Below are 25,118 nucleotides of genomic sequence, written 5' to 3' on the forward strand. Positions count from 1 at the left end.
CGTGGGGCTGAGGCGCCCCTTACCGCGCCTCCTCCTTCTTGTCTCCTTCGGTCTTGCCGCTCGGGGCCGTCCCGGTGGACAGGACCGACGGCTGGGCGCCGGTCCCGATCAGGTTCGGGGTGGTGCCCGAGGTGGTCAGGACCTGCGGCGAGGCGAAGGCGTCCAGCGCGTTCGGGGTGAGGCCGGCGCTGGTCATGGTGCCGGTGAACAGGCTGGTGACGCCCGGTGTGCTGGGCACGGGGACTTCGACGACGATCGTGGCGACGACGCGGCTGACGGTCTGCGTCGGCCCCCACGGGGTGTTGTTGATGAAGTAGGGCGCCGAGCGCAGCGGGCTGTCGATCAGGCTGGCCGCCAGGGCGTCCGCCTTGCCGGCGATGCTGCCGAACATCTTGGCCGAACCGGCGGTGGGGACCGTCAGGCCCGCCAGGTTGATCTTCTGCAACGCGCTTCCGCCCTCCAGGCCGATGGCCATCGCCCCGCCGGAGCCGGACGCCATGGTCAGCGTGGTGGTCGCCCCCTGCAGCCCCGCCATGGTGATGGAGCCGTCGGTGGTGATCGTCGCCTTCCCGTTCGGCAGGGTCGCCACCGCGCCGAGCGTGATGGGGCCCCGCGTCACGACAACGCTGCCGGGAAGAACAATGCCCGATCCGCCCGCTTGGGTAAAGCCGGTGGCGGTGACAAGGTTGGCGCCCTCGGCAAAGGTCACCGTGCCGGCCACGTCGCTGTTGGTGATGGACAGGCTGCCGGCGCTGGCGGTCACCGGCGCGTCGAAGGTGAAGCCGGCGCCGGTCAACTGGATGCCGTCGGTGCCGTCCACAGTCACGGCGCCGGCGAAGCGGGTCGTCCCTCCGGCCGCGGTCTGCCGCAGCGAGCGGGCCGCCACCGACCCGTTGAACAGGGTGGCGTTGCCGGCCTGGAGCGTCATGCCGCCGATCAGTCCGGTCCCGCCGACGTTGCCCGCCACGCGGACGGAGCCGCCGGCCGCCAGCGTCAGCGACGACCGGTTGGCCGCGTCGAGTGTGCTGCCGAAGACGAGGTCGCCGCCGCCGCTGGTCAGCACCGTGTCACCGCCCAGCACCGTCGCCCCGCCGTAGCTCTGGGTTCCGGCGGTGGTGATGCCGCCGTTCAGACGCGCCGTTCCGGTGACGGAGACGGACCGCAGGCTGCGGGCCGACCCGAAGGCGCCGGTCAGGACAGCATCGCCGTTAACGGTCAGCCCCGGCGTCCCGGCGGTGGCGGCGTCGCCGCCGCCCAGCAGGGACACCGTGCCGCCGGTCAGGATCGCATCGGCCCCCAGCGTGACGGCCCCGCCGTAGGTCTGGGCCGCGGTGGTGGTGACCGTGCCGCCGTTCAGGGTGCTGCGGCCGCTGATCGACAGGCTGCGCAGCGCCTGGCTTCCGCCGACGGCGCCGTTGAGCACGGCGTCGCCGGTGACCGTGAGGCTCTGCGCCCCAGCGGTCTTGGCGTCCGCCCCGGCGGCCAGCGTGACGCCGGTGCCGGTCAGCACCGTGTCGGCGCCGAGCACGGCGCGCTCGCCGTAGCTCTGCGCACCGGTGGTGTCGACCGAGCCGCCGTCGAGCGCCAGCGTGCCCGCCGCGTCGGTGGTGACCGAGGCGGCCTTGACCGCCCCGGCAAAGCCGGTCTGCCCGCCGCTGTTCACCGACAGCGCGCCCAGGCGGCTGGTCGAGCCGATCGCCCCACCGAAGGTGACGTCGCCCGTGCCGCTGCTCAGCGTCAGGCCCTGGCCGCCGTCCAGCGTTGCGGCGAAGGCGATGCCGCCGGTGCCGCTGGTCAGCGTCTCCGCCGCGCCGGCCAGCAGGACCGCGCCGCCGAAGCTCTGCGCGCCCGTGGTGACGACGCTGCCGCCGTTCAGGGTGGTGATGCCACTGACGCTCAGGCTCTTCAACGCGCGGGCCGTGCCGAAGCCGCCGGTCAGCGCCGCGTTGCTGGCGATGGTCAGGCCCTGCCCGCCCACCGTGGCCGCGTCGGCCCCACCGGCCAGCGTCACCGTGCTGCCGGTCAGCACCGTGTCCGCGCCCAGCACCACCGCATCGCCGTAGCTCTGCGCAGCCGTCGTGTCCACGCCGCCGCCGTTCAGCACCGTGGCACCGCCGGCGTCGGTGGTGACCGACGCCGCCTTGACCGCGCCGGCCAGCGTCGTGGTCCCGCTTCCGGTCACCGAGACCGCGCCGAGGCGGGTCGCGCCGCCGACGGCGCCGCCCAGCGTGACGACGCCGGTGCCGCCGTTCAGCGTCAGCGCCTGCGCGCCGTCGATGGTCGAGGCGAAGCCGATCCCCGTCGCGGTGACGGTGCTGCCGCCGGCCAGGGTCACCGGACCGGAAGCGGTGAAGGTGCCGGCGGTGTAGGTGCCGTTCAGCGTGGTCGCCTCGCCGTAGCTCTGCGCGCCGGTGGTGGTCACCGACTTCAGGCCCAGCGTGCCGCCGGCGTTGGTGGTCAGGCTGCTCAGCGCCGTCGTGCCGCCGACAACCCCGTTGAACTGCGTGGCCCCCGTGCTGTTGACGGTCAGCGCCTGGGCGCCGTCCACCGCCCCGCCGAAGGTCACGGGGCCGCTGCCGGCGTTCACCACCACGTCCCCGGCCAAAGTGACCGGGCCGGCGATGGTGACGGCGGCGTTGCCGGCGGTGTAGGTGCCGGTCAGGCTGGCCTCTCCGCCGTAGCTCTGCGCGCCCGTGGTGGTGACGTTGGTCAGGCTGGTGTAGCCGGTGCCAGTGGTCAGGCTGGTCAGCGCCGTCGTGCCGCCGACCGACGCGTTGAGCAGCATCGCGCCGGTGGAGTTGGCCGTCAGCGCCTTGGCGCCGTCGACCGCCCCGTTGAAGGTGATGGTCCCGAAGCCGGCGTTGACGGTTGTGTCCCCGGCCAGGGTGACCGGGCCGCCGAAGGTGACGGCGGCGTTGCCGGCGGTGAAGGTGCCGCCAATCGTCGCGGCCTCGCCGTAGCTCTGCGCGCCGGTGGTGGTGACGTTCCACAGGCCGACGGTGCCGCCGGCGTCCGTGGTCAGGCTGACCAGCGCCGTCGTGCCGCCCACGGTGCCGTCGAACAGCGTGGTGCCGGTGCTGTTGACGGTCAGCGCCTTGGCGCCGTCCACCGTGCCGGAGAAGGTGACGTTGCCGCTGCCCGAATTCACCACCGTGTCGCCGGCCAGCGTCACCGGCCCGGCGAAAGCCAGGGTCGCGTTGCCGGTCGTGTAGGTGCCGTTCAGCGTGGCGGCCTCGCCGTAGCTCTGCGCGCCCGTGGTGGTCACGGACAGCAGGCTGACGGTGCCGCCGGCGTTGGTCGTCAGGCTGGTCAGCGCCGTCGTGCCGCCAACCGCGCCGAGGAAGCCGGTCGCGCCGCTGCTGTTGACGGTCAGCGCCTTGGCACCGTCCACCGCGCCGCCGAAGGTGACGGCGCCGTTGCCGGCGTTCACCACCACATCCGCCCCCAGCGTCGTGGCGCCGGTGACAATGACCGACTTCAGCGCCGTGGTGCCGCCCAGCGAACCGCCCAGGGTCAGGGCGCCGGTGACCGTGAGGCCCTGCGTCCCGGCCGTCTTGGCGTCCGCCCCGGCGGCCAGCGTGACCGTGGTGCCGGTCAGGACGGTGTCGGCGCCGAGCACGGCGCGCTCGCCATAGCCCTGCGCACCCGTGGTGTCGACCAGCCCGCCGTCGAGCGCCAGCGTGCCCGCCGCGTCGGTGGTGACCGAGGCGGCCTTGACCGACCCGGCAAAGCGGGTCTGCCCGCCGCTGTTCACCGACAGCGCGCCCAGGCGGCTGGTCGAGCCGATCGCCCCACCGAAGGTGACGTCGCCCGTGCCGCTGCTCAGCGTCAGGCCCTGGCCGCCGTCCAGCGTTGCGGCGAAGGCGATGCCGCCCGTGCCGCTGGTCAGCGTCTCCGCCGCCCCGGCCAGCAGGACCGCGCCGCCGAAGCTCTGCGCCCCGCTGGTCGCGACGTTGCCGCCGTTCAGGGTGGTGGCGCCGCTGACGCTCAGGCTCTTCAGCGCGCGGGCCGCGCCGAAGCCGCCGGTCAGCGCCGCGTTGCCGGCGATGGTCAGGCCCTGGGTGCCCACGGTCGCCGCGTCGGCCCCACCGGCCAGCGTGACCGTGCTGCCGGTCAGCACCGTGTCCGCGCCCAGCGTCACCGCGTCGCCGTAGCTCTGCGCCCCCGTCGTGTCCACGGCCCCGCCGTTCAGCACGGTGCTACCACCGGCGTCGGTGGTGACCGACGCCGCCTTGACCGCGCTGCCCAGCGTCGTGGTCCCGCTGCCGGTCACCGAGACCGCGCCGAGGCGGGTCGCGCCGCCGACGGCGCCGCCCACCATGACGGCGCCGGTGCCGCCGTTCAGCGTCAGCGCCTGCGCGCCGTCGATGGTCGAGGCGAAGCCGATCCCCGTCGCCGTGACGGTGCTGTCGCCGGCTAGGGTGACCGGGCCGGAGGCGGTGAAGGTGCCGGCGCTGTAGGTGCCGTTCAGCGTGGCCGCCTCGCCGTAGCTCTGCGCGCCCGTGGTGGTCACCGACTTCAGGCCCAGCGTGCCGCCGGCGTTGGTGGTCAGGCTGCTCAGCGCCGTCGTGCCGCCGACGACCCCGTTGAACTGCGTGGCACCGGTGCTGTTGACGGTCAGCGCCTGGGCGCCGTTCACCGTCCCGCCGAAGGTCACGGCGCCGCTGCCGGCGTTCACCACCGTGTCACCGGCCAGGGTCGCCGCCCCACCGACCGAGAAGGCGCCGTTGGTGGTCGCGTAGGTGCCGTTCAGGGTGGTCGCGTCGCCGTAGCCCTGCGCCCCCATGGTCGTCACCGACAGCAGGCTGGTGGTCCCGCCGGCGTCGGTGGTCAGGCTGGTCAGCGCGGTGCTGCCGCCGACCGCGCCGTTGAACTGCGTGGCGCCGGTGCTATTGACGGTCAGCGCCTTGGCCCCGTTCACCGTGCCCGTGAAGGTGACGTTGCCGCTGCCGCTGTTCACCACCACGTCGCCGGCCAAGGTGACGGCCCCACCGAAGCTCACCGCGGCGTTGCTGGTCACGTAGGTGCCGTTCAGCGTCGCGGCCTCGCCATAGCTCTGGGCGCCCGTGGTGGTCACCGACTTCAGGCTGAGCGTGCCGCCCGCGTTGGTGGTCAGGCTGGCCAGCGCGGTGCTGCCGCCAACGGCACCGTTGAACTGCGTGGCGCCGGTGCTGTTGACGGTCAGCGCCTTGGCCCCGTTCACCGTGCCCGTGAAGGTGACAGCGCCGCTGCCGGTGCTCACCACCGTGTCACCGGCCAGGGTGGAGGTCCCGTCGATGCTGAAGGCGCCGTTGCCGGTGGTGTAGGTGCCGTCCAGCGTGGCGCTGGTGTCGCCGTAGCTCTGCGCGCCCGTGGTGGTCACCGACTTCGCGGTGAGGGTGCCGCCGGCGTTGGTGGTCAGGCTGGCCAGCGCAGTGGTGCCGCCGACGACGCCGTTGAACTGCGTGGCGGCGGTGCTGTTGACGGTCAGCGCCTGGGCGCCGTCCACCGTGCCGCTGAACAGCGCGGCGTTGGCGCCCGTGCTGACCGTGGTCGCCCCGTCCAGGGTCGTGGCGCCGTTGGCGCTGAAGACGCCGGTCGTCGTCGTGTAGGTGCCGTCCAGGTGGATGGCGCCGGTGTAGGACTGGATGCCGGTCGAGGTCACGCTCTTCAGGTTGATGGTCCCGGCCGTGACGTTCAGCGTGCTCAGGCCGCTCGCCGCCCCGCCCAGCGTCACGGTGCCCGTGCCGGCGGTCAGGGTGGCCGCGTTGCTGCCGCCGGCCAGCGTGCCAGTGATGGAGATGTTGCCGTTGGCGGCACTGGTGCTCAGCGTGCGGGCGCCGCCGGCCAGCGTGGCGTTGCCGGTGATGGTGATGGCCTTGCCGGTCAGGTTCCCGTTCAGGGTCGTGGCGCCGGTGTAGCTCTGCGTGCCGGCGCTGGTGACGGTGCCCAGGCTGACGGAGGTGCCCTGCACGGTCACGCTGGACCGGCTGCCGTCCCCGCCGGTGGTGGTCGCCGGTTTGGACAGGCTGACGGCACCGCCCGTGGAGATCACGCTGATGGTGCCACCGCTTCCGGCGGTGATGCCGTTGACGGTGTTGGCGTCGGAGATGGCGCCGGTCGTGGTGACGGCGATGTCGCCGTTGGCGGTCGTCAGGTCGCCCAGCGTGAAGCTGGTCCCCGACAGGTAAATGCCGCCGGTCCCCGTAACCTTGGCCGCGATGTTGGCGATGGAGCTGGTGAACGGGTTGAGCGCCGTGCCGACACCGGTGAAGGTCGTCAGGTCGAGGCTGTTGCCGGTGAGGGAGGATCCCACGCCCGACAGGATGCTGCCCGCCGCGGCCGACAGCACGATCGAGCCGGTGGCGCCGGCGTTGATCGCGCCGACCGTCAGGTCGCCCGTGGTGGTGGTCAGGCGGACGGTGCGGCCGGTGCCGCTCGCCGTCGCCGCGCTGACCGTCATGGCGGTGCTGTTGGTGGCGGTGATGTCGCCGTTCGCCGCCAGCGTCGCCGTCAGCGCGCCGGTGTTGTTGACCGTCAGGTTCTTCGAGGTGCCGGTCAGCGTGGCGTTGAGGGTGCCAACGGTGGTGTTCAGCGTCGTGTTGCCGCCCGCCGAGCCGCTGGAGAAGGTCAGCGAGCCGGCGGTGACCGACAGCGAACGCGGCGTGGCGCCGCTGGCGATCACGTCCGTCGTGCCCTTCAGCGTCAGCGCGCCGCTGCCCAGGTTGATCGCGGCGGTCGGCAGGGTCAGCGTGCCGCCCGACTGCAGCAGCAGGTTGCCGTTGGTCAGGGTGATGCCGGCGCTGGCGTCCAGGTCGCCGGCCGTCTTGATGTAGGCGGACCCGCCGGCGCCCAGCGTGACGAGGTTGTTGGTCAGCGACAGCGCGGCGGTGTTGCTGTTGTCGACCGAGATGACCGGCGTCGTGCCCGTCGCGGTCAGCCCGAGGATCTGTGCGACGTTCAGCTTGATCGGCGTGCCGGCGCCGGTGGCGGCGTCGGTCACCGCGCCGATGCTGCCGCCGGTGGCGGTCAGCGTGGCGGACTTCGCCGTCACGTGCGGGCCGGCGCCGGTGCCGAGGATCGACCCGGCCGCAGTCAGGCTGACGGCACCGCTGCTGGTGTTGGCCGACACCGTCCCGACGGTCATCGTGCCGGCGGAGCTGACGGTGACCGGGCCGCTCGTCGCGGTGGCGCTGGCCAGGGTGACGCCGTTCGTGTTGCCATCGCTGACGAAGATGCCGGTGCCGCCGACGCCGCTGCTCGACAGGGTCAGGCTGCTCGCCGTGGTCTGCATGGCCGTCGCGGCGATGCCGACGCCGTTCGCGCCGGAGAGGCTGACCGCCCCGCCGGTGATGCGCGTGGCTGACGCGCCGTCGTCGATGACCGCGCCCGCGCCGGACGTGAGGCTGACCGCGCCCGTGCCGGCGTTGATCGTGCCGGCGATGATGTCGGCGCCGGTCGCGGTGGAGGCGATGGTGATCGCGCCGCCGCTGGTCGTGGCGTTGACCACCGACAGCTTGTCGCCGGCCAGCACGTCGATCTTGCCGGTGCCCGACGCGGCGTAGCCGAGCGACGTGGCGCCCGTCGTCTTCAGGTAGATGTCGGTGTTGCTGCTGGTCGCCTGCACCAGGTCGCCGTTGACGCCGAGCCGGGCCGCCGAGGACCCGATGCCGCCCGCGCCGTTCAGCGTGATGGTGCTGCCACTGACCGCGGAGGTGCCCGACGCCGCCAGGATCTTGCCGCTTCCGGACAGCGTGGTCAGCGACACCTTGCCGGCCGTCGCCCCCGCCGTCACCGTGTCGACGGTGATGTCGCCGAGCGAGGTGGTGACGGAGATGTCGTTGCCCGCGGCGTCGGTGGTGATGCCGACGTTGTTCAGGACCAGGTTGGCGTTGCCGGTGATGGCGATGGGGCCGTTGGCGGCCGTGGCCGTCACGCCGCCGCTCAGGTAGCTGCTGATGTCGAGATAGAGCCCGCCCGTGCCGGTGACGGTGGCGGTCAGCGGCGATACGCTGCCCGCCGTGACCTTCAGCGGCGCGTTGACCGTGCCGATGCCCGCTCCGGCGGTCAGGACGCCGCTGCCGGACAGGTACAGGGACGCCCCCGTGCCGCTGACGATCCGGCCCGTTGTCGCGGTCAGGATCAGCGCCTTGCCGGTCCCATAGCTGAGGCCGCTGATGGTCAGGTCGCCGGTGCTGGCCGTCGCCGACAGATCACCACTGGTGCTGACGGAGTTGAGGCTGAGCGCACCCGCGTTCTTGATGTAGAGGCCGCCGGTGCCGCTGCTGGCCGTCAGGCTGCCGGTGTTGAGGCCAAGCGCCGTGCCGCTGGAGCCGATGGCGCTGCCGGTGCCGCTGGCCGACAGGGTGACCGAGCCCGCCGTGATGGTCGAGCTGGAGTTGACGGCCGTGATGTTGCCGTTGCCCGAACTCGGCGACGCCTGGAGGACGACGCTGCCGGAGTTCCCGGCGTTGATCGTGCCGACGACGATCGACCCCATGGCCTTGTAGGAGAAGTTCAGGCCGGTCGTGTCGGTCAGGTTGGTGAAGGTGGTGGTGTTGCTGGCGTCGGTGACGTTCCAGGTCAGGTTGAGCGCGCTGAGGTTCAGCGTGCCGCTGCTGGTCGTGCCGCTGGTCGGGCTGCGGTCGATCGTCAGCTTCGCCAAGTCGAGCGTATCGGCGACATAGACGTTGGCGGAGGACTTCAGCGTCAGGTCGGTTGTCGCCACGTTGAGGTTTGTGCCCGAGGCGCCGATGCTGCCGGACCCGGTGGACACCGACACGCTGCCGCCGGTCACCAGGTTGCTGCCATTGTTGCCGACGATGCTGTTCCCGCTGCTGGTCAGCGACACCGCCCCGGTGGTGGAGATCGTCCCGACCGAGAAGGTGTAGCCGCCGCTGCTGGAGCCGCCGGACAGCGTGATGTTGCCGCCGCCGCTGCTCACCACGCTGGAGGCGTTCAGCTTGTAGCCTTCCGTGACCGCGATGCTGCCGGCCGCGCTGGCCGTCAGGGTGGTGGTGCCGCCGTTGTTCGCCGAGGTGGTAATGGCGCTGCTGTTGCCGATCGACCCGGTCGCGGTCAGCGACACCGTCGTGGTGTTGCTGATCCCGCCGCTGAGGATCGAGCCGCCGTTGTTGGTGATCGAGACGGCGCCGCCGCCGGCGTCGATGGTGCCGAGCGCGATGTCGCCCGTGGTGTTGGTCAGGGTCAGCGGGCCGCCGAGCGTCATCGACGCGATCTTCGTCGCCCCCTGAAGGGCGAGATTCGCACCGTTGTTCGCCGCGACGGTCAGGCCTCCGGTGGTGACCTCGATGCCGTTGCCGGCGCCGCTGGTACCCACGGCGCCCGACGAGGCCGACAGGGTGACCGCGCCGGCGTTGATCTTGGTGGTCGTGTTGCCGTCGCCGTCGATGTTCCCGCTGTTTGCCGACAGGGTGACCGAACCGACCGTTCCGGCCTCCAGGCTGCCCACGACCATCCCGCGGTCGCTGGTGAAGGAGAAGATCTGGCCCGTGCTGTCGGCCAGGGTGGTCAGCGTCGTCTGCGTGCCGTTGTCCGTCGCCAGCAGGTTGGCAACCCCGCCCGTCAGGCCGACCGAATCGATGGCGTAGGTCCGGGCGGCGTTGGACGTGTGGGTGCTGGCGATGCCCAGCTGCTCGATGTGGGTGTCGGACTCGACGATGAGGTCGCCGGTGACGTTGAAGGTCGCCACGGGCGCCGACAGGTGGATCTTGTTGGAGGTCGAGCCGATGTTCCCGCCGGCCGAGGTCAGCGTCACGGACCCGGCCGTGATCCGGTTCGCCGTGCCGTTCGCCGCCGCCGACGCGGTGCCGGTGATGTTGCCGGCGCTGGTCAGCGCGACCTTGCCCCAGGCCTTGGCGTCGATGGTGCCGATCGACTGGGCGTGCTGGGTGTCGAGCGTGATGTCGATGCCCGTCGCGTCGGTCAGCGTGCCGACCGTCGTCGTCGTCCCGTCGTCGGTCAGCGTGAAGGCGAGCTGGGGCGCCGTGATCTCGTAGGTGGCGGACCCGCTGCTCTGCTTGCTGGTCAGCGACAGCTTGGCCAGATCCAGGGCGTTGTCGACGAACACGTTGCCGCCGGTGGTCAGCGTCAGGCTGTCGGCGACGGTCTGGATGTGGTTCGCGGAACTGCCGGCGGCACCGATCGATCCGGTCGCGGTCAGCGTCACCGACCCGGCGGTGAGCAGCGAGGAGCCGGTGCTGGTGATGTTTGCGTTCGTGCCGGTGGTCGTGATGCTCAGCTTGTGGCCGGGCTGCGCCTTCACCGTGCCAAGCGCGATGGCGACGTCGCCGCTGAAGGTGAAGTCGAGGCCTGTGGCGTCGACGAGGTTGGACAGCGTGTACTGGCTGCCCGTGACGGTGTCGGTCAGCGCGAAGCTCAGCCCGGTCGCCTGGATGTCGAAGTTGCTCTTCGTCGTGGGCGTCGCGTGGGTGGCGGTCAGGTCCAGGGAGAACAGGTCGCCGGCGTTGGTCAGGTAGACGTTCTTGCCCGAGGACAGGGTGAGCTGCTGCGCGGCGGTCAGCAGCGGCGTGCCGGACGCCCCGATGGAACCGCCGGTCGCCGACAGCTTCACGATGTTCGCGGTGAGCGGGACCGCGCCGCTCTGCAGGATGGAACCGTTGTTGGTGGCCGTGATCTCGGCGCTGGTGGACCCACCGACCGAGGTCGGCTTCATCGTCACGCCCTTCAGCGTCAGCGTCCCGTCGTTGACGAGGCGCAGGCTGCTCTGCCCGTTGACGGTCAGCGTCCCGACCTTGGTGTAGAACTTCTCGTTGCTGCTGGTGGACGTGTTGCCGATCGACGAGGCGTTCATGGTCAGGCTGCCGGCCGTCAGCACGGTGCTCGTCTTGGTGGCGTTCAGCGAGCTGTTGCCCGTGCTGCCCGCCGTCAGGGTGACGGCGCCGGCGCCGACGTCGACGTTGGTCACCGTCATCGACTTGTCGGCGGTGACCGACAGGTTCAGGCCGGACTGGATGATGTTGGTGAGGTTGAAGCCGTTGCTGCCCGACGTGTTGTCGGTGACGGAGAAGGTCAGCCCGGTCGAGGTGATCGAGTAGGTCTTGGAGCCGCTGCTGCTGTGCCGGGCGTCCAGCGTCAGGTCGGTCAGCGTGGCGCTGTTGGCCACCGACACGTTGCCGCCCGACGTGATCGCCAGCTTGCCCGTGCTGGTCGACAGCTGGCTGGTGCCGCCGATGTTGCTGTTACTTCCCGTGGCGAACAGCGACACGGAGCCGGCGGTGATCGTCCCGTTGTCCTTGTTGATCGACGCCGCGACCACCGTGCCGGTGCTGCCGCCGGTGGAGGTCAGCGCGATGGAGCCGGTCGTGCTGGTGCCGGCGTCCATGGTGCCGGTCTCGATCGCCCGGTCGGTGCTGTAGGCGAAATTCATGGTGCCGCTGCCGCTCGACAGCGCGAGCGTCTGCACGCCGCCGCTGTCGGACACGGAGAAGCTGCGCCCGGACCCGATGTTGCTGAACTGGTAGCTGTTCGTGGTGGACGCCGACGTGGACTTGTGGGCCGACGTCACGTCCAGCGTGGTCAGCGCCGTGTTGTTGTTGTTGACGTAGATGTTGCCGTTGTTGGTGATCTTCAGCGACGGCGTGCTCAGGCTCAGCGCCAGCGTGTTCGTCCCGATGGAGCCGCTGCCGGCCACCGTGCCGGTCGCCGCCAGGATCACCGAGTTCGCGGTGATGCGGCCGCCGGAGCTGACGCTGGTGATGCTGGAGTTGGCGCCGCCGCCGGCGGTGGTCAGCGACACGGTTCCGGTCGCGACGATCTCGCTGACCTCGATGGCCTTGACGTTGGTGAAGCTGAAATCGCCGATGCCGCTGCCCGCGACGTCGAGCGTCTGCTTGGTGCCGGCGTCGGTGATCGTGATGGCCTGGGCCCCGGTGCCGGCGATGGAGAAGAGGCTCTTGGTCGCGTCGGCGGTGGTGAAGTTGGTGCTGGTGATCGACAGGCTGCTCAGCGCCCGGCCGTTGTTGTTGACGGCGAAGTCCTGCCCGGCCGACAGGATCAGGTTGGCCGTGTCCAGGCTGATCGCGCCGCCGGTGGCGGTGGAGCCGACCGACGCCGAGGATCCGGCGGTCAGAGACACCGTGCCCGCGGTGATCTTCGACCCGCTGTTGCCGTCGTTGGTGATGGCGCCGCTGGAGGAGGTGCTGGCGACCGTGACGCTGCCGCCGCTGCCGACGTTGATCGTGCCGATCTTGACAGTGCGGCCGGCGCTGTAGCTGAAGTTCAGCGGGGTGGTGCTGGTGACCGTCTGCAGGGTGGACTGGCTGCTGCTGTCCGACAGCGCGAAGCTCTGCCCCACAACCGTGCTGATGGAAATGGAGCCGGACGGCGAGGACGCCCGCGTCAGCGACAGATCGGTCAGGGCCACCGTGTCGGTGATGCTGACCCCGCCGGAGGTGGTCAGCGACAGGTACGGCGTCGTCAGGTTCAGGCCGCCGCCGCCGTTGATGCTGCCGTTCACCGCGCTCAGCAGCACCTTGCCCGCGGCGATGACGGTGGAGCTGTTGTTGTCGCCCTGGATCGAGCCGGAGCTGGAGTTGAGGCTGACCGTGCCGGTGCCGGCGTTGGCCTGGATCGCGCCGACCGAGAGCGAGCCGGAGGTCTGGGAGACGGTGACATCGTTGCCGGCGGTCAGGCTGGTCAGCATCGTGCTGCCGCTGGCGTTGAGCCACATCGAGGTGCCGGCCGTCGCCGTGACCGCGCTGCCGCCCACGTTCAGCGCCTTGTCGGCGGTGCCCAGCGCCTGGCCCGCGGTCAACGTGATGTTGCCGGCGCCCGCCGACAGGCTGTACCCGTTCGGGTTCAGGATCGACCCGGTGGCCGCCGCCAGGGTGATGGCGCCGCTGCCGGACGTGCTGACGTTGGTGCCAAGCGTGATGTCGCCCTGCTCCGCCCTTACCCAGATCGGACCGTTGCTGGCGTTGAAAGTGCTGCTGCCCAGCGTCACCGCGCTCAGGGTGTTGCTGGTGCCGGTCGGCATCGGCACGTCGATGTAGATGCCGCCGTTCGACGCCTTGGCGTCGATGGTGCCGGCGACGATGTCGAGGTAGTCGGTCCCGGTGCCGCTGCCGATCGCACCGCTGGCCTTCAGCGTGATGGTGTTGGCGAGCGCGCTGGTGACCTTCGACCCGTCGTCGAGGATCGAGCCGTTGGTCGTCTCCAGCGTCGCGCTGCTGGCGTAGGTCACGTCCAGCTTGCCCAGGCGGATGTCGCGGTCGCCCTTGAAGCTGACGGTCAGGCCGGTGGCGTCCGTCAGGGTGTTCAGGCTGTAGCCGTTGGTGGTGCTGTCCGTGAGGTTGAGCACGAACTCCGGCGCGGTGATCGTGTAGGTGTTGGTGACGGTGGCGTCGGTGTGGCCGCTGGTGATGGTCAGCGACGACAGGTCGGCGATGTCGGCGACGTGCAGGTTCCCCTTGGTCGTCAGATCCAGAACGCTGCCGTTGAGGCCGAGCGGGGTGCCGGCGGCGCCGATGCTGCCGTTGGCCGCGGATAGGGCGATCGACCCGCCGTTGACCCGCGTGTTGGCGTTGCCGTCGTCCAGGATGTCGCCGTTGAGCGACTTCAGCGTGACCGTGCCGCCGAGGTTCTGGGTACGGATCTCCCCGACCGTCAGCGACTTGTCGCTGGTGTAGCTGAGGGCGCTGAGCGCCGCGCCGCTGATCTCGGAGAGCGTCGTCTTCTGCCCGTCGTCGCTGGCCGTGAAGGTGAAGTTGCCGGAGGTCAGCTGCAGCGTGTTGGGCGTGGTGCCGCTGTGGCTGTTGGCGACGGTCAGCGAGGTCAGCTGGGTCTTGGTGTTGTCGATGTAGAGGTCGCCGCCGCTGGCCAGCGCCAGGGTTCCGGCGTCGGTGCGCAGGTGCGTGGAACCGGTGCCGATCGCGCCGCTCGCCGACATCGTCACGTTGTTGGACGTGACGAGATTCCCCGCGTCCTTGCCCAGGATGGAACCGGCCGTCGCCGTCAGCGTCACGGAATAGCCCAGGCCGGGCATGGGGCCGACCACCGACTGCACCGGGTTCGGGGTGGTGATGGTGCCGACGGTGATGTCGCCGGACGCGTTGGTCACCGTGACGGCGCCGCCGGCAGTGATCACGCTGTCGAGGATCACGCTGCCGTACTGCGAGACCGAGATGACGGAGCCGCCCGTGACGGTCAGCCGGTTTGCGGCGGTGTTGACCGACACCAGGCTGCTGCTGCCTGACGCCGTCAGCGTGACGTTGTTGCCGGTGATGCGGTTGGAGCCGCCGCTGATGATGTTGCCGGAACTGGTCAGGTTGACGTTGCCCGACGTCCCGGCGTTCAGCGTGCCGACGGTGATGGACCCGCCCGCCGTGAGCACCACGTCGCTCGTGCCGTTGGCGCTGGTCAGCGAGGTGACGGACGTGTCGCCGTTGGTGGTGATCGCGACCTTACCGTTCGTCGACAGGATGGTGCCGAGCGTGGCGCCGCCGGCCGCGGTCAGGTAGATGCCGCCGTTGGTGGAGGTGGCGTTGATCGTGCTGGCGTTGGTGGTCAGCGACGTGCCGGCCGTGCCCACGCTGCCGCCGGCGCTCAGCCACAGGGTGCCGGCCTTGATCGTCGCGTTGGGATCGCTGCTCTTCAGCACGTCGCCGTTGAAGGAATTCAGGGTCATCGCGCCGCTGGTCAGCGACACCGCCCCGACCGTCAGGGTGCCGGTGGCGGACACCGCGGACGCGCCGGCGGCGGACAGGCTGGCGAGGTTCAGCGCGCCGGTGTTGATGACGTTGACGCCGCCGGTGCCCGCCGTGGCCGTCAGGCTGGACGCCTCGGTGCGGAGCAGGCTGGAAGAGGTGCCGACGGAGCCGTTCGTGCCCGACGAGCCCTTCGCCGTCAGGGTCAGCGCCCCGCCGGTGATCAGGCTGGAGGGGGTGCCGGTGATGTTCCCGGCGGTGCTGGTCAGCGCCACCGCGCCGGTGCCGGCGTTCACCGTGCCGACCTGGAGGTCGCGGTCACCGGCGAAGCTGAGGCTGTTCAGCCCGCCGGTCTGGTTGATGGTGGTCAGCGCGTAGCCCGACGGCCCGTCGGTGACCGAGAAGGCCAGGCCGGTCGAGGTCAGCTGGAACTGGTTGGTGGCGCCCGGCTGAAGGTGGGTGCTGGTGATCGACAGGTCGGTCAGCGTGCGGTCGTTCGTGACGTAGAAGCTGCCGCCCGTTTCCAGCGTCAGCTGGCTGGTGCTGGTGGCGACCGCCGCGCCGGACGCGCCGATGCCGCCGGCTGCGGACAGAGTCGTGGCGCCGCCGGTGATCTTGGCGCCGTCGAGCGCGCTGATGGCGCCGCTCTGCGACCGCACGGTGACGGCGCCCGCGGCACCGCTGGCCGGGGTGGTGTCGATGACGTTGGCGAGCTGGATGCCGGCGTTGGCGGTGAGGTTCACGGCGCCGCCGCGGGTGGTCAGCTTGCCGATGTTGGTCAGCGTGCTGCCGACGCCCTGCGCCTCCAGCGTGATCGAGCCGCCGTTGGTGCTGATCTCGAAGGACTTGTCGGTGAAGGCGATCCCGCCGCTTCCGGTGGATCGCAGGGTGAAGCCGTTGCTGACGCCCGTCTGCAGGGCGAGGCTGGTCTCCACCGTGATCTGGCCGGTCGATTCCAGCACGATGTTGGCGTTGCCGGCGATCCCCTCCAGCACGCTCTTCGACACGGTGTTGACGTTGTTGCCGCTGCCTTGGTCCGCGCCGCCGGCGGCGATGGTGCCGCCCGCCGCCGCACCGTTCTGGCTGCCGCCGGAGCCCGCGATGATGCGGAGCGTCGCCGGGTCGAGCAGGAAGGTGCCTGCCCTGCCCTTGGCCGCCGACAGGTCGATGTTGCCGGTCAGCGAAATGTCCTTGCGGCTGGACACCTCGGCGAAGCCGCCGTCGCCGCCCTCCGCACCGCCGCGGGCGGTGATGGAACCGGCGTGCTTGGTGGTCTTCTCCGACAGGACGGTGACGCTGCCGCCCTTGCCGGTCTTCAACGCGTCGGCGGACAGCCGGGCGCCCGTCTTGACGGTGACCTTGTCCGACCAGGATCCTGCACGGTCCGGCCCGCTGCCGATGGCGATGGTGCCGCCGCCGGCGTTGCCGGAGGCGTTGACCACCGCGTTCTTCGCCACGGTGATCTTCTCGCCGGTGGCGACCACGGTGCCGCCGGTCTGGCCGGTCTGGCCCTGACCCTGGCCGACACCGCCGGCATCGACGGTGCCGCCGATGACGACCTTGCCGTTGTCGCCGCCGGACAGGACGATCTTGCCGTTGCTGCTGCCGACCGAGGTCGCCTTGATGACGCCCTTGGTGTTGATGACGTTGTCGATCACGCCCTTCACGGCGCGGGCCGACAGGGTGACCGTGCCACCCTCCGCCGCGATCTCGCCGGAGTTGACGACCAGCGCCTTGACGGGCTTGCCGTCGGCATCCTTGGCGACCGTGGTGACGGCGGAGCCGGCGTCGAAGCTGATCAGCCCGTCGCCGTGGAAGTCCAGCGTGAAGGTCTGTGCGCCGCCCAGCGCCACCTTGCCGAGCTTGGCGTTGATGACGCCGGAATTGCGGACGTGCGGGGCGACCAGGGCGGCGAGGCCCGTGTCCTTGACGGTGATGGTGCCCTCGTTCACCACCGACGCGTCGGGCTTTGGCGACGCCTTGTCGAAGGCGTAGTTGCCGGCCATGAAGTTGGCGTCGGAGATGTTGGCGGTGGTGGCGACCAGCCCGCCCACGTCGACCTTCGCCCCCTTGCCGATCACCACGCCGTTGGGGTTGACCAGCATGACCGTGCCGTTGGCCGACAGGCTGCCCATGATCGCGGACGGATCGGTGCCGGTCACCCGGTTCAGGATCACGCTGCTGGAGGAGGGCTGCTGGATGCGCACCGATTCATCGGCGCCGACGCTGAAGGACTTCCAGTTGATGATGGCCTTGTCGCTGGTCTGGGTCACCTCCAGCGACTTCGGCGTCACCTCCTTGATGCTGGCCGCACCGGCGGTCACGGTGCCGCCCTGCGGGTTGGCGTAGGAGGCGCCGGCGAACAGGGTGGACAGGGCGACGGCGATCACCGCGCGCAGCGCCATGGCGCCGAAGTCCACGCGGCGCGCCTTGGCGGCGCGGCGCAGCCGACGCGACGCCAGCCGGACCATGCCACCCGCCGACGCCAGCAGCCCGGTCGCCGAGGCCAACAGCCGCTGGCGCAGTGACGGCGGTGCCGTCCGCAGGCCGGCGAGATCGGTGCCGTGGGGAGTGTTGCCGGAAATGATCTTGCCCATGACCGTGCCCATGTCTGCTCGCCCCTGACCCGCTTAGTATTGCGCCGTGATGTTGAAGAAGAACCGCGTGTCCTTGTCGCCTTCAGTGGCCACACGGCGGTTCAGCGGCTTGTCGACTTCGAATGTCGCGAAGAGATGATCCAGAAGGCTGGCGCGCACGCCACCGCCGACCGACAGCAGCGACGACCGGCTGTTCTGCTCGAAGCCGGAGTGGGCCCAGACCTGCCCGCCGTCCACGAAGGTGTAAAGTTGCAGGCCCTTCAGCACGGTGTTTTCCGGCAGCACCGGCGTGTAGCGCAGCTCCAGCGACCCGGCCCAGCCGCTGTCGTTGGCGATCTCGCCCTCATCGTAGGCGCGCCCATAGCTGGGGCCGCCCAGCGCGATCTGCTCGCTGGCCAGCAGGGGCGTGCTCGCCGCCTGCGCGGTGGCCGTCGCCATCACGCTGAAGTTCCCCGGCAGTTGCTGCACGCGCGTCACGTCGGCCGTGAACTTGGTGAAGTCGCTGCGGCCGCGCTCGCGCGACGCCAGTGTCGAGCCGAGCGGGGTGGCATCCAGGATGTCCAGGCCCTGGTGCACCAGGGCGCGCACCGCGGTGATGCCGTCCCAGGTGTCGGTGCGGTCGTAGCTGACGCCGCCGCGCAGGATGCGCAGCTTGTCGCGGTTGAACTTGTCATTGGCCAAGTCGGTGGCCACGTCCCGGTATTCGAACTCGCCGACCACCCGCAGATTTTCCAGGCGGGAGCGGATGACCGGGTAGGTCAGGGTTCCGGTGCCGGACGCCACCCAGCTCTTCACATCCAGCGGATCGAGCGTCAGGCCCGGCTTGGACCGGGAGTAGGAGCCGTTCGCGCTGAAGGTCAGGCCGTCCCCGGTGAGCAGCGCCTGGTAGCCGGCGCCGACGGCCCAGGCCCGCTTGAGCGGCGCGGAGAGCCGGGCGCTGAGGTTCACCGTGTCCGCGTTCGCGCCGAAGGAATTGAGCGACGTCGAGGCGATGAACTGGTTGGTGCCGAGATAGCGCGAGTTGCGGTTGTTGACCGACGCCAGGGCGTCCAGCGCCTTGCGCTCCGTCTTCACCACGACCACCGAGGCGCCGAGCGTGGTCGGCGACGGCTCCAGGCTCGCGCGCACGGTCAGGCCGGCGAGGTCGTTCGCCAGAAGAAGGCGGCGCTCGACGTCCGCGACGTTGATCGGGGTCACGCCCCGCAGCGGGTCGACGAGGCGCTTCACCGCCGCGAGCGCCGGCCCGATGTCGTCGGGGTATGTGATCTCCGACACGAAGCCCTCGACCACCTGGAGGCGGAAGACGCCATCCTCGATGGTCTGGGCCGGCACGATGACCCGGCTGGTGATGTAGCCGTCGTTGCGGTAGCGGAGTTCGATGTCGTTCGCGACCTTGAACAGGTCGGCCACCGAGACCTCGCGGCCGATCAGATCCTGGTAGCTCGACCGCAGCGCGTCCTGGCCGTAGGCGGTGGCACCCTCGATGGTCACGCCCTTCAGGGTCAGCCGGTAGTTCTCCGCCCCGGCCGGAGCCTCCACCGCCGACGCCTTGGGAACCACGATCGCGCCGCCGGGCACGGCGGGCAGCGGCATCACCGGGCGGGGCGTTTCCAGCCGCGGCTCCGCACCGGTCGGGAGCTGCCTCGGTTCCTGCTGGGCCAAGGCCGGGCCAGCCATGGCGCCCACCATCAGGACTGCCACGAGCGCCGACCCTCGCGACCGGTACGACGATGCGTTCGGGAACTTGCGGTTGCGGCGGCGGGCGTTCTTGGCGGTCAGCATGATGAACGGAAAATCCCCAGGCAGTATGCTGTTATTAGCATTCCCTTAACGAATTGGTTGTGTTTTCACCCCCTAATTCGCCGGATATTTCTATCATCGGTTACCCACAAAGGGGTAGAACTCGGTTTGCCTAAATTCAAAATTTATTTTGTTGACCGCGGTGAAATGCGCCAAATGGCCTAATGCACGGCAATATTTTTCGATTTCCGACAAAATGAGTCAGCGGCGACATTGGCGTTGGCGCATCCAACGCAAAAATTCCCGCACTGAGTGTGGGTGAATTCGGCGAATGGCTCCCGCCACGACGTTGGCGCGAAAATTGATCGGAGGCTGGCAGTCGGTGGATTGCCGGCGATCGCTGGTCCAAATGTCCGGGCCCAGAGATCGCAATCCGCTTTGAGGATCAGTATTGGCTTCGGTCGGCGCGCCGCAGCCGCCGCAGCCTCTCGAAATCCGCGCCCGCGTGGTAGGACGAGCGGGTCAGCGGCGTCGAGGCCACCATCAGGAAACCCTTGCCGCGGCCAAGTGTTGCGTAGCTCTCGAATTCGTCGGGAGTCACGAACCGGTCCACCGCCGCGTGCTTGGGCGTTGGCTGGAGGTACTGTCCGATCGTCATAAAGTCAACGTCGGCGGCGCGCAGATCGTCCATGACTTGGCCGACCTCCTCCTTCGTCTCGCCCAATCCGACCATGACGCCGGACTTGGTGAAGATCGTCGGATCCAACTCCTTCACCCGCGACAGCAGCTGCAGCGAGGTGAAATAGCGCGCACCCGGGCGGATCGTCGGGTAGAGCCGCGGCGCCGTTTCCAGATTGTGGTTGAAGACGTCGGGCTTGGCCTCGACCACGACCTCAAGCGCGCCCTTCTTCTTCTGGAAGTCGGGGGTGAGGATCTCGATGGTCGTGCCCGGCGACGCCGCGCGGATGGCGCGGATCGTGCGCGCGAAGTGCTCGGCCCCGCCGTCCGCGAGGTCGTCGCGGTCGACGGAGGTCACCACGACGTGGCTGAGCTTCAGCTGGGCGACCGCCTCGCCGACGTTGTCGGGCTCGTGCGGGTCCAGCTGGTCCGGCCGGCCGGTCTCGACGTTGCAGAAGGCACAGCCGCGGGTGCAGATCGAGCCCAGGATCATGAAGGTGGCGTGCTTGTGCTTCCAGCACTCCCCGATGTTCGGGCAGGCCGCCTCCTCGCACACGGTGTTCAGCTTCAGCCCGCGCATCAGCTCGCGGGTCTCGTTGTACTCCTGGCTCGTCGGCGCCTTCACCCGTATCCAGCCCGGCTTGCGCTGGATGGGGTTGTCCGGCTTGTGGGCCTTTTCGGGATGGCGACGCTTTGCCGGTGAACCGGCGGCGAATGGTGTCGTGGTCGTCGTTGTCATGGCCGTCGGACTCCGCGCGCGCCGGCTCCGCCCTCGGCCGGCCCATCGGGGCGTCGGGCGACAAGAGCCGACAACCCCATGGTGAGCACCGTTTCGCCGCGATGGTTCGTGGTTTCCAGGCGGCAGGTGACGATCCCACGATCCGGTCGGCTCGATGGCTTCAGATTGGCGATGGTCACCCCGACATACAGGGTATCGCCCGGCCGGACCGGCTTCAGAAACCGGACACCGTCGATCCCGAGCCCGGCCATCGCCGTTCCGTCCAGCAGCCCGAGCTGGAAGTACATCCGGTAGGTGAGCAGGATCGTCTGAAGGCCGCTGGAAATCAGCGACCCGAACATCGACGTGGCCGCCGCTTCCCTGTCCACATGGAACGGCTGCGCGTCCCATTCCAGCGCAAAGCGGATGATGGACTCCTCCGTCACCGTCACGCCGGCGGACCGGTAGTGGGCGCCCTCCTCAAGCTCCTCGAAGAACATGCCACGGCTCATCGCCGCTTCTCCCGTTGTCGCCTCAGGCATCGATGACCGCGAGTTCGGCCCCGATGGGAAGCACGGTTCCCGGTTCGGCCGCGCGGGCAATCAGGCGCCCGGTGGCCGGAGCGACGATTTCGTAGGTCGCCTTGTCGGCCTCGACGGTCGCGATGACGGCGCCCGCTTCGACGGTTGCGCCCAACTCGGCTTCCCACGCCGCAAGCGTCACCTCTTCAATGGTCAGCCCGAGCTTCGGGACCTTGACACGCACCTTCATGACTTTCCCCTTACATCCCGTGATAGATTGGATTGCGCTTTTCCAGGAAGGCGCGCATGCCTTCCTTCTGGTCCGCGGTCGCGAACAGACGCAGGAACTCCTGGAGTTCGTATTCAAGCGCCGCGTCGAAGCCGGAATCCGCACCGACATTGACGCTGGCTTTGGCCGCGCCGAGGGCCAGCGGAGCCTTCGCGCCCAGCTCGTCCGCCAGCGCCTGGGCCGCGTCGCGGAGTTCGTCCGGCGGCACGCAGCGGTTCGCCAGATGAAGCTCCACCGCCTCCCGCCCCTCGACGAGCCGGCCGAGCATCAGCAGTTCCTTGGCCTTGAGCCGACCGACCCAGCGGGTCAGCCGCACCGCCGCCCCCGCCCCCGGTATGACCCCGATGTTGATCTCCGCCAGCCCGAAGCGGGCGGCGTCCGTGCACAGCACGAAGTCGCAGGCGAGCGACAGCTCCGTGCCGCCGCCGGTGGCCCAGCCGTGGACCGCGGCGATGACCGGCTTCCGGCACATCTCGATGTCGCGGAACAGGCCGAGCCATCCTCGGTTGTACAACAGCATCTCGTTGGGGCCATAGGCCACCATCTCGGAGATGTCCGCCCCGGCGGTGAAGGCGCGGTCGCCGGCGCCGGTGAAGACGATGCTGCGCACCGCCGGGTCGGCCCCGGCCTCCTCCACCGCCTGCCGACATTCGCGGATGCACAGGCTGTTCATCGCGTTGTGGACGCGCGGGCGCGACAGCGTGATCCAGCGCGCGCTGGCGTGGGTGTCCACGGCAATAGTCTCATAAGCCGGCCCGCTCATGACGCCAGCATCCCCTGCACGGCCTCGGCGATGGAGGCGGGGGTGGGCAGGTAGAGCGATTCCAGCCCCGGGGCGAAGGGGCTCGGCGCGAAGGGCGGCGTGACGCGGCACGGTGGGGCCTTCAGCAGCGGCAGACCACGCTCGACCACCGACGTGATGATCTCCGCGCCAAGGCCGCAAGGGCCGTGCCCCTCATGGACGACGCACAGCCGTCCGGTCCGCTCCACGGAGGACAGGATGGTGGCAACGTCCAGCGGGCTCACCGTCCGGGGATCGACCACCTCCGCGTCGATGCGCTGCTCGGCGAGCAGGGTCGCGGCCTGGAGCGCCGCACCGACCATCTGCCCCAGCGCGACGATCGTGACGTCGCGGCCGGGCCGCTTCACCTCCGCCGTGCCCAGCGGCAGCAGGGCGTCCTCGCCGTCCGGCACTTCGCCGGACGAGCCGATCAGCTTCTTGCTGAGCAGGCAGAGCACCGGGTTGTCGTCGCGGATGCCGGCCTTGACGAGCCCCAGCACATCGGCCGGCGTCGCCGGCGTGACGACCTTCAGCCCCGGCACATGGGCGAACCACGCGGCAAAACTTTGCGAATGCTGCGGCCCGGCGTTCACGCCGCCCCCGCCGAAGGTGTAGAGCAGCAGCGGGACGCCGACCTGCCCGCCGAGCATGTAGCGCAGCTTGGCCGCCTGGTTGACCAGCGGATCCATGCAGCAAGTCAGAAAGTCCTCGAAGCCGATCTCCACCACCGGCCGCAGGCCGGTCATGGCGGCCCCCACCGCCGCCGAGACGAACCCGTTCTCGGCGATCGGCGTGTCGCGCACGCGGTCGGCGCCGAACTGCTGATACAACCCCCGTGTCTGGGCGAAGATGCCGCCGCTGGCGCCCACGTCCTCGCCCATCAGGATGACCCGCTCGTCGCGCGCCATCTCCTCGCGCAGCGCGCGGGTCAGGGCTTGGTAATATTTGATGCGAGCCATGTCACTCCCCCGCGTAGACGTCTTCGCCGATGGCCGAGGCCGGCGGGCTCTGCAGGCCGGCGGCCCACTCCGCGGCGTCGCGGATGCGCGCCTCCGCCTCCGCGCGGAGGCCGGCCAGCGCGTCGGCCGGCAGCCCGCCCGCACCCTGCCGCTCGAAGCGCAGGATCGGGTCGAAGTCCGTGCCCGTGTCGCGCTCCGCCTGCGTCTTGTAGACCTGCGGATCGCCCTCATAGTGGCCGTGCCAGCGGTAAGTCCTGGCCTCGATCAGCGTCGGCCCGCCGCAGGCGCGCGCGCGCGCCGCGGCATCGGTGACGGCGGCGTGCACCGCCAGCACATCCTCGCCGTCCACCGTCACGCCGGGGAAGCCGTAGGCCGCGGCGCGGTCGGCGATCCGCTCGACCGAGACATGCACCGCGTAGGGCGACAGCTCCGCGTAGCGGTTGGCCTCGCAGAAGAAGACGATGGGCAGCTTCCAGATCGCCGCCATGTTCATCGCCTCGTGCGCGATGCCGGTGCCTGATGCCCCTTCCCCGAAGAAGGCAACGACGCAATGGGGCTGCCGGCGTATCTGAAGCGACAGCGCCGCGCCGACGCCGAGCCCGAGCGACTGCCCGACGATGCCGTTGGCGCCGAGCACGCCCATGGACACGTCGGCGATGTGCATCGAGCCGCCGCGCCCCTTGCCGTAGCCGGCCGACTTGGCGAACAGCTCCGCCATCATGAGGCCGGGATCGGCGCCCTTGGCGAGGCAATGGCCGTGGCCGCGGTGGGTGCTGGTGATGAGGTCGCCCTGGCCGAGCGCGGCGCAGGCGCCGACGGCGCACGCCTCCTGCCCGAGCGAGAGGTGGATGAAGCCGGGCAGGTCCCCCTGCCGGTAGCGGTCGGCGGCGATCACTTCGAACGCCCGCACCTCCCACATGAGGCGGTACAGCCGGGCGGCCAGTTCGGTCGAGACGGTCATGTCGTCCATCCCCCCAGTCAGCAGCCGAGCGCGCGGGCGATGAGGATCTGCTGGATCTCGCTGGTGCCCTCGCCGATCTCCAGGATCTGCGCCTCGCGGTAGAGGCGGTTGACGCGGTAGTCGTGCATGAAGCCGTAGCCGCCGTGAATCTGGTAGGCGTCCTGCGCGGCCTGGACGGCCAGACGCGTGCCCATCAGCTTCACCATCGCCGCCTCGGTGTGGCACTCACGCCCCTGCGCGTGCAGCCAGGCGACGTAGTGGGCGAAGCGGCGCACCCCCTCGGCGTGCGTCGCCATGTTGGCGAGCTTGGCCTGGGTGAGTTGGAAGGTGCTTAGCGGCTGGCCGAACTGCTTGCGGTCCTTGGAGTAGGCCAGCGCCTCGTCGAGGCAGGCCCGGATCAGCGCGCAGCCGAGCGTGCCGAAGACGATGCGCCCGAGGTTCAGCCCGCCCAGCGCCTGTTTCAGCCCGGCGCCTTCCCGGCCCAGCAGGTGGTCGGCCGGCACCCGGCAGTCCTCGAACACCAGCTCCCGGTTGTCCATGCCGTGCCACGCCATCTTGTCGAAGGACTGGCCGAGCTGGTAGCCGGGCGTGCCGGTCGGGATGATGAAGGAGGAGATCGCCTTGCGGCCGTTCGGCTGTTCGCCGGTCACCGCCATCAGCACGGTGCCGTCGCTGATCTCCGTCCCGGCGTTGCTGATGAAGATCTTGTTGCCGTTGATCACCCAGCCGCTGCCGTCGCGCACGGCGCGGGTGCGCAGGCCGCCAGCGTCCGACCCGGCGCCCGGCTCGGTCAGCGCAATGGCGCCCAGCTTGTCGCCGCGGGCGAAGGGCGGCAGCCAGCGCTCCTTCTGCTCCGGCGTGCCGAGCTGCACGTACATGTTGGCGACCAGCACATGCACCTGCCAGATCAGGGAGAAGGTCTGGCTGACCGTCCCCATCTCCTCCATCGCGATGATGTAGCTGAGCGAGTCGAGGCCGCTGCCGCCGTATTCCGGCGGGATCATGATCCCGGCCATGCCGAGGTCGCTCCACTTGCGCCACAGTTCGTAAGGGAACTCGTGGTCGCTCTCCATGCGGGCCTGCACCGGTGCGACTTCCGCCTGCGCGAAGTCGCGCACCATGCGCTGCAACTCGATCTGCTCGGAAGCAAGTTCGAAGTCCATCTTTCCCATCCCTCTTCTTGCGATGGACCATGGCCAAACGTTCGT

Annotated in this window: 9 protein-coding genes; all 9 read right to left on the reverse strand. The window is 70.0% G+C overall.

What is annotated here, in order from left to right:
* Positions 1-19: 19 nt before the first annotated feature.
* Complete coding sequence (locus M2351_RS29705; RefSeq protein WP_264659634.1) at positions 20-17,275, reverse strand: filamentous hemagglutinin N-terminal domain-containing protein; 17,256 nt, start codon at positions 17,273-17,275, stop codon at positions 20-22.
* A 21-nt stretch (positions 17,276-17,296) separates the two neighbouring features.
* A complete protein-coding gene (locus tag M2351_RS29710; RefSeq protein ID WP_264659635.1) occupies positions 17,297-19,045 on the reverse strand; it encodes a ShlB/FhaC/HecB family hemolysin secretion/activation protein in 1,749 nt (582 codons plus the stop codon).
* Positions 19,046-19,448: 403 nt separating this feature from the next.
* A complete protein-coding gene (lipA, locus tag M2351_RS29715; protein ID WP_264659636.1) occupies positions 19,449-20,420 on the reverse strand; it encodes a lipoyl synthase in 972 nt (323 codons plus the stop codon).
* Positions 20,417-20,911: a MaoC family dehydratase gene (locus M2351_RS29720; RefSeq protein WP_264659637.1), complete on the reverse strand. Its 495-nt coding sequence runs from the start codon at positions 20,909-20,911 to the stop codon at positions 20,417-20,419. The genes lipA and M2351_RS29720 overlap by 4 nt, the downstream gene beginning before the upstream one ends.
* A gap of 22 nt (positions 20,912-20,933) precedes the next feature.
* Entirely contained in the window at positions 20,934-21,170 is a 237-nt protein-coding gene (locus M2351_RS29725) for a lipoyl domain-containing protein (protein WP_264659638.1), read from the reverse strand.
* A gap of 10 nt (positions 21,171-21,180) precedes the next feature.
* Positions 21,181-21,972: an enoyl-CoA hydratase/isomerase family protein gene (locus M2351_RS29730; protein ID WP_264659639.1), complete on the reverse strand. Its 792-nt coding sequence runs from the start codon at positions 21,970-21,972 to the stop codon at positions 21,181-21,183.
* A complete protein-coding gene (locus M2351_RS29735; protein WP_264659640.1) occupies positions 21,969-22,949 on the reverse strand; it encodes an alpha-ketoacid dehydrogenase subunit beta in 981 nt (326 codons plus the stop codon). The genes M2351_RS29730 and M2351_RS29735 overlap by 4 nt, the downstream gene beginning before the upstream one ends.
* 1 nt (position 22,950) lies before the next feature.
* Entirely contained in the window at positions 22,951-23,910 is a 960-nt protein-coding gene (locus M2351_RS29740) for a thiamine pyrophosphate-dependent dehydrogenase E1 component subunit alpha (RefSeq protein ID WP_264659641.1), read from the reverse strand.
* Between the two features lie 17 nt (positions 23,911-23,927).
* Positions 23,928-25,073 carry an acyl-CoA dehydrogenase family protein gene (locus M2351_RS29745; RefSeq protein ID WP_264659642.1) on the reverse strand — a complete coding sequence of 382 codons (1,146 nt, stop codon included), beginning with the start codon at positions 25,071-25,073 and terminating at the stop codon, positions 23,928-23,930.
* Positions 25,074-25,118 lie beyond the last annotated feature (45 nt).

The sequence above is a fragment of the Azospirillum canadense genome (assembly GCF_025961225.1).
GTDB lineage: Bacteria > Pseudomonadota > Alphaproteobacteria > Azospirillales > Azospirillaceae > Azospirillum > Azospirillum canadense.

What these genes read in the sequence shown, in the direction of transcription:
- M2351_RS29705 (WP_264659634.1), bottom strand. Translation starts at nt 17,275, where the DNA reads ATGGGCACGGTCATGGGCAAGATCATTTCCGGCAACACTCCCCACGGC.
- M2351_RS29710 (WP_264659635.1), bottom strand. Translation starts at nt 19,045, where the DNA reads ATGCTGACCGCCAAGAACGCCCGCCGCCGCAACCGCAAGTTCCCGAAC.
- lipA (WP_264659636.1), bottom strand. Translation starts at nt 20,420, where the DNA reads ATGACAACGACGACCACGACACCATTCGCCGCCGGTTCACCGGCAAAG.
- M2351_RS29720 (WP_264659637.1), bottom strand. Translation starts at nt 20,911, where the DNA reads ATGAGCCGTGGCATGTTCTTCGAGGAGCTTGAGGAGGGCGCCCACTAC.
- M2351_RS29725 (WP_264659638.1), bottom strand. Translation starts at nt 21,170, where the DNA reads ATGAAGGTGCGTGTCAAGGTCCCGAAGCTCGGGCTGACCATTGAAGAG.
- M2351_RS29730 (WP_264659639.1), bottom strand. Translation starts at nt 21,972, where the DNA reads ATGAGCGGGCCGGCTTATGAGACTATTGCCGTGGACACCCACGCCAGC.
- M2351_RS29735 (WP_264659640.1), bottom strand. Translation starts at nt 22,949, where the DNA reads ATGGCTCGCATCAAATATTACCAAGCCCTGACCCGCGCGCTGCGCGAG.
- M2351_RS29740 (WP_264659641.1), bottom strand. Translation starts at nt 23,910, where the DNA reads ATGACCGTCTCGACCGAACTGGCCGCCCGGCTGTACCGCCTCATGTGG.
- M2351_RS29745 (WP_264659642.1), bottom strand. Translation starts at nt 25,073, where the DNA reads ATGGACTTCGAACTTGCTTCCGAGCAGATCGAGTTGCAGCGCATGGTG.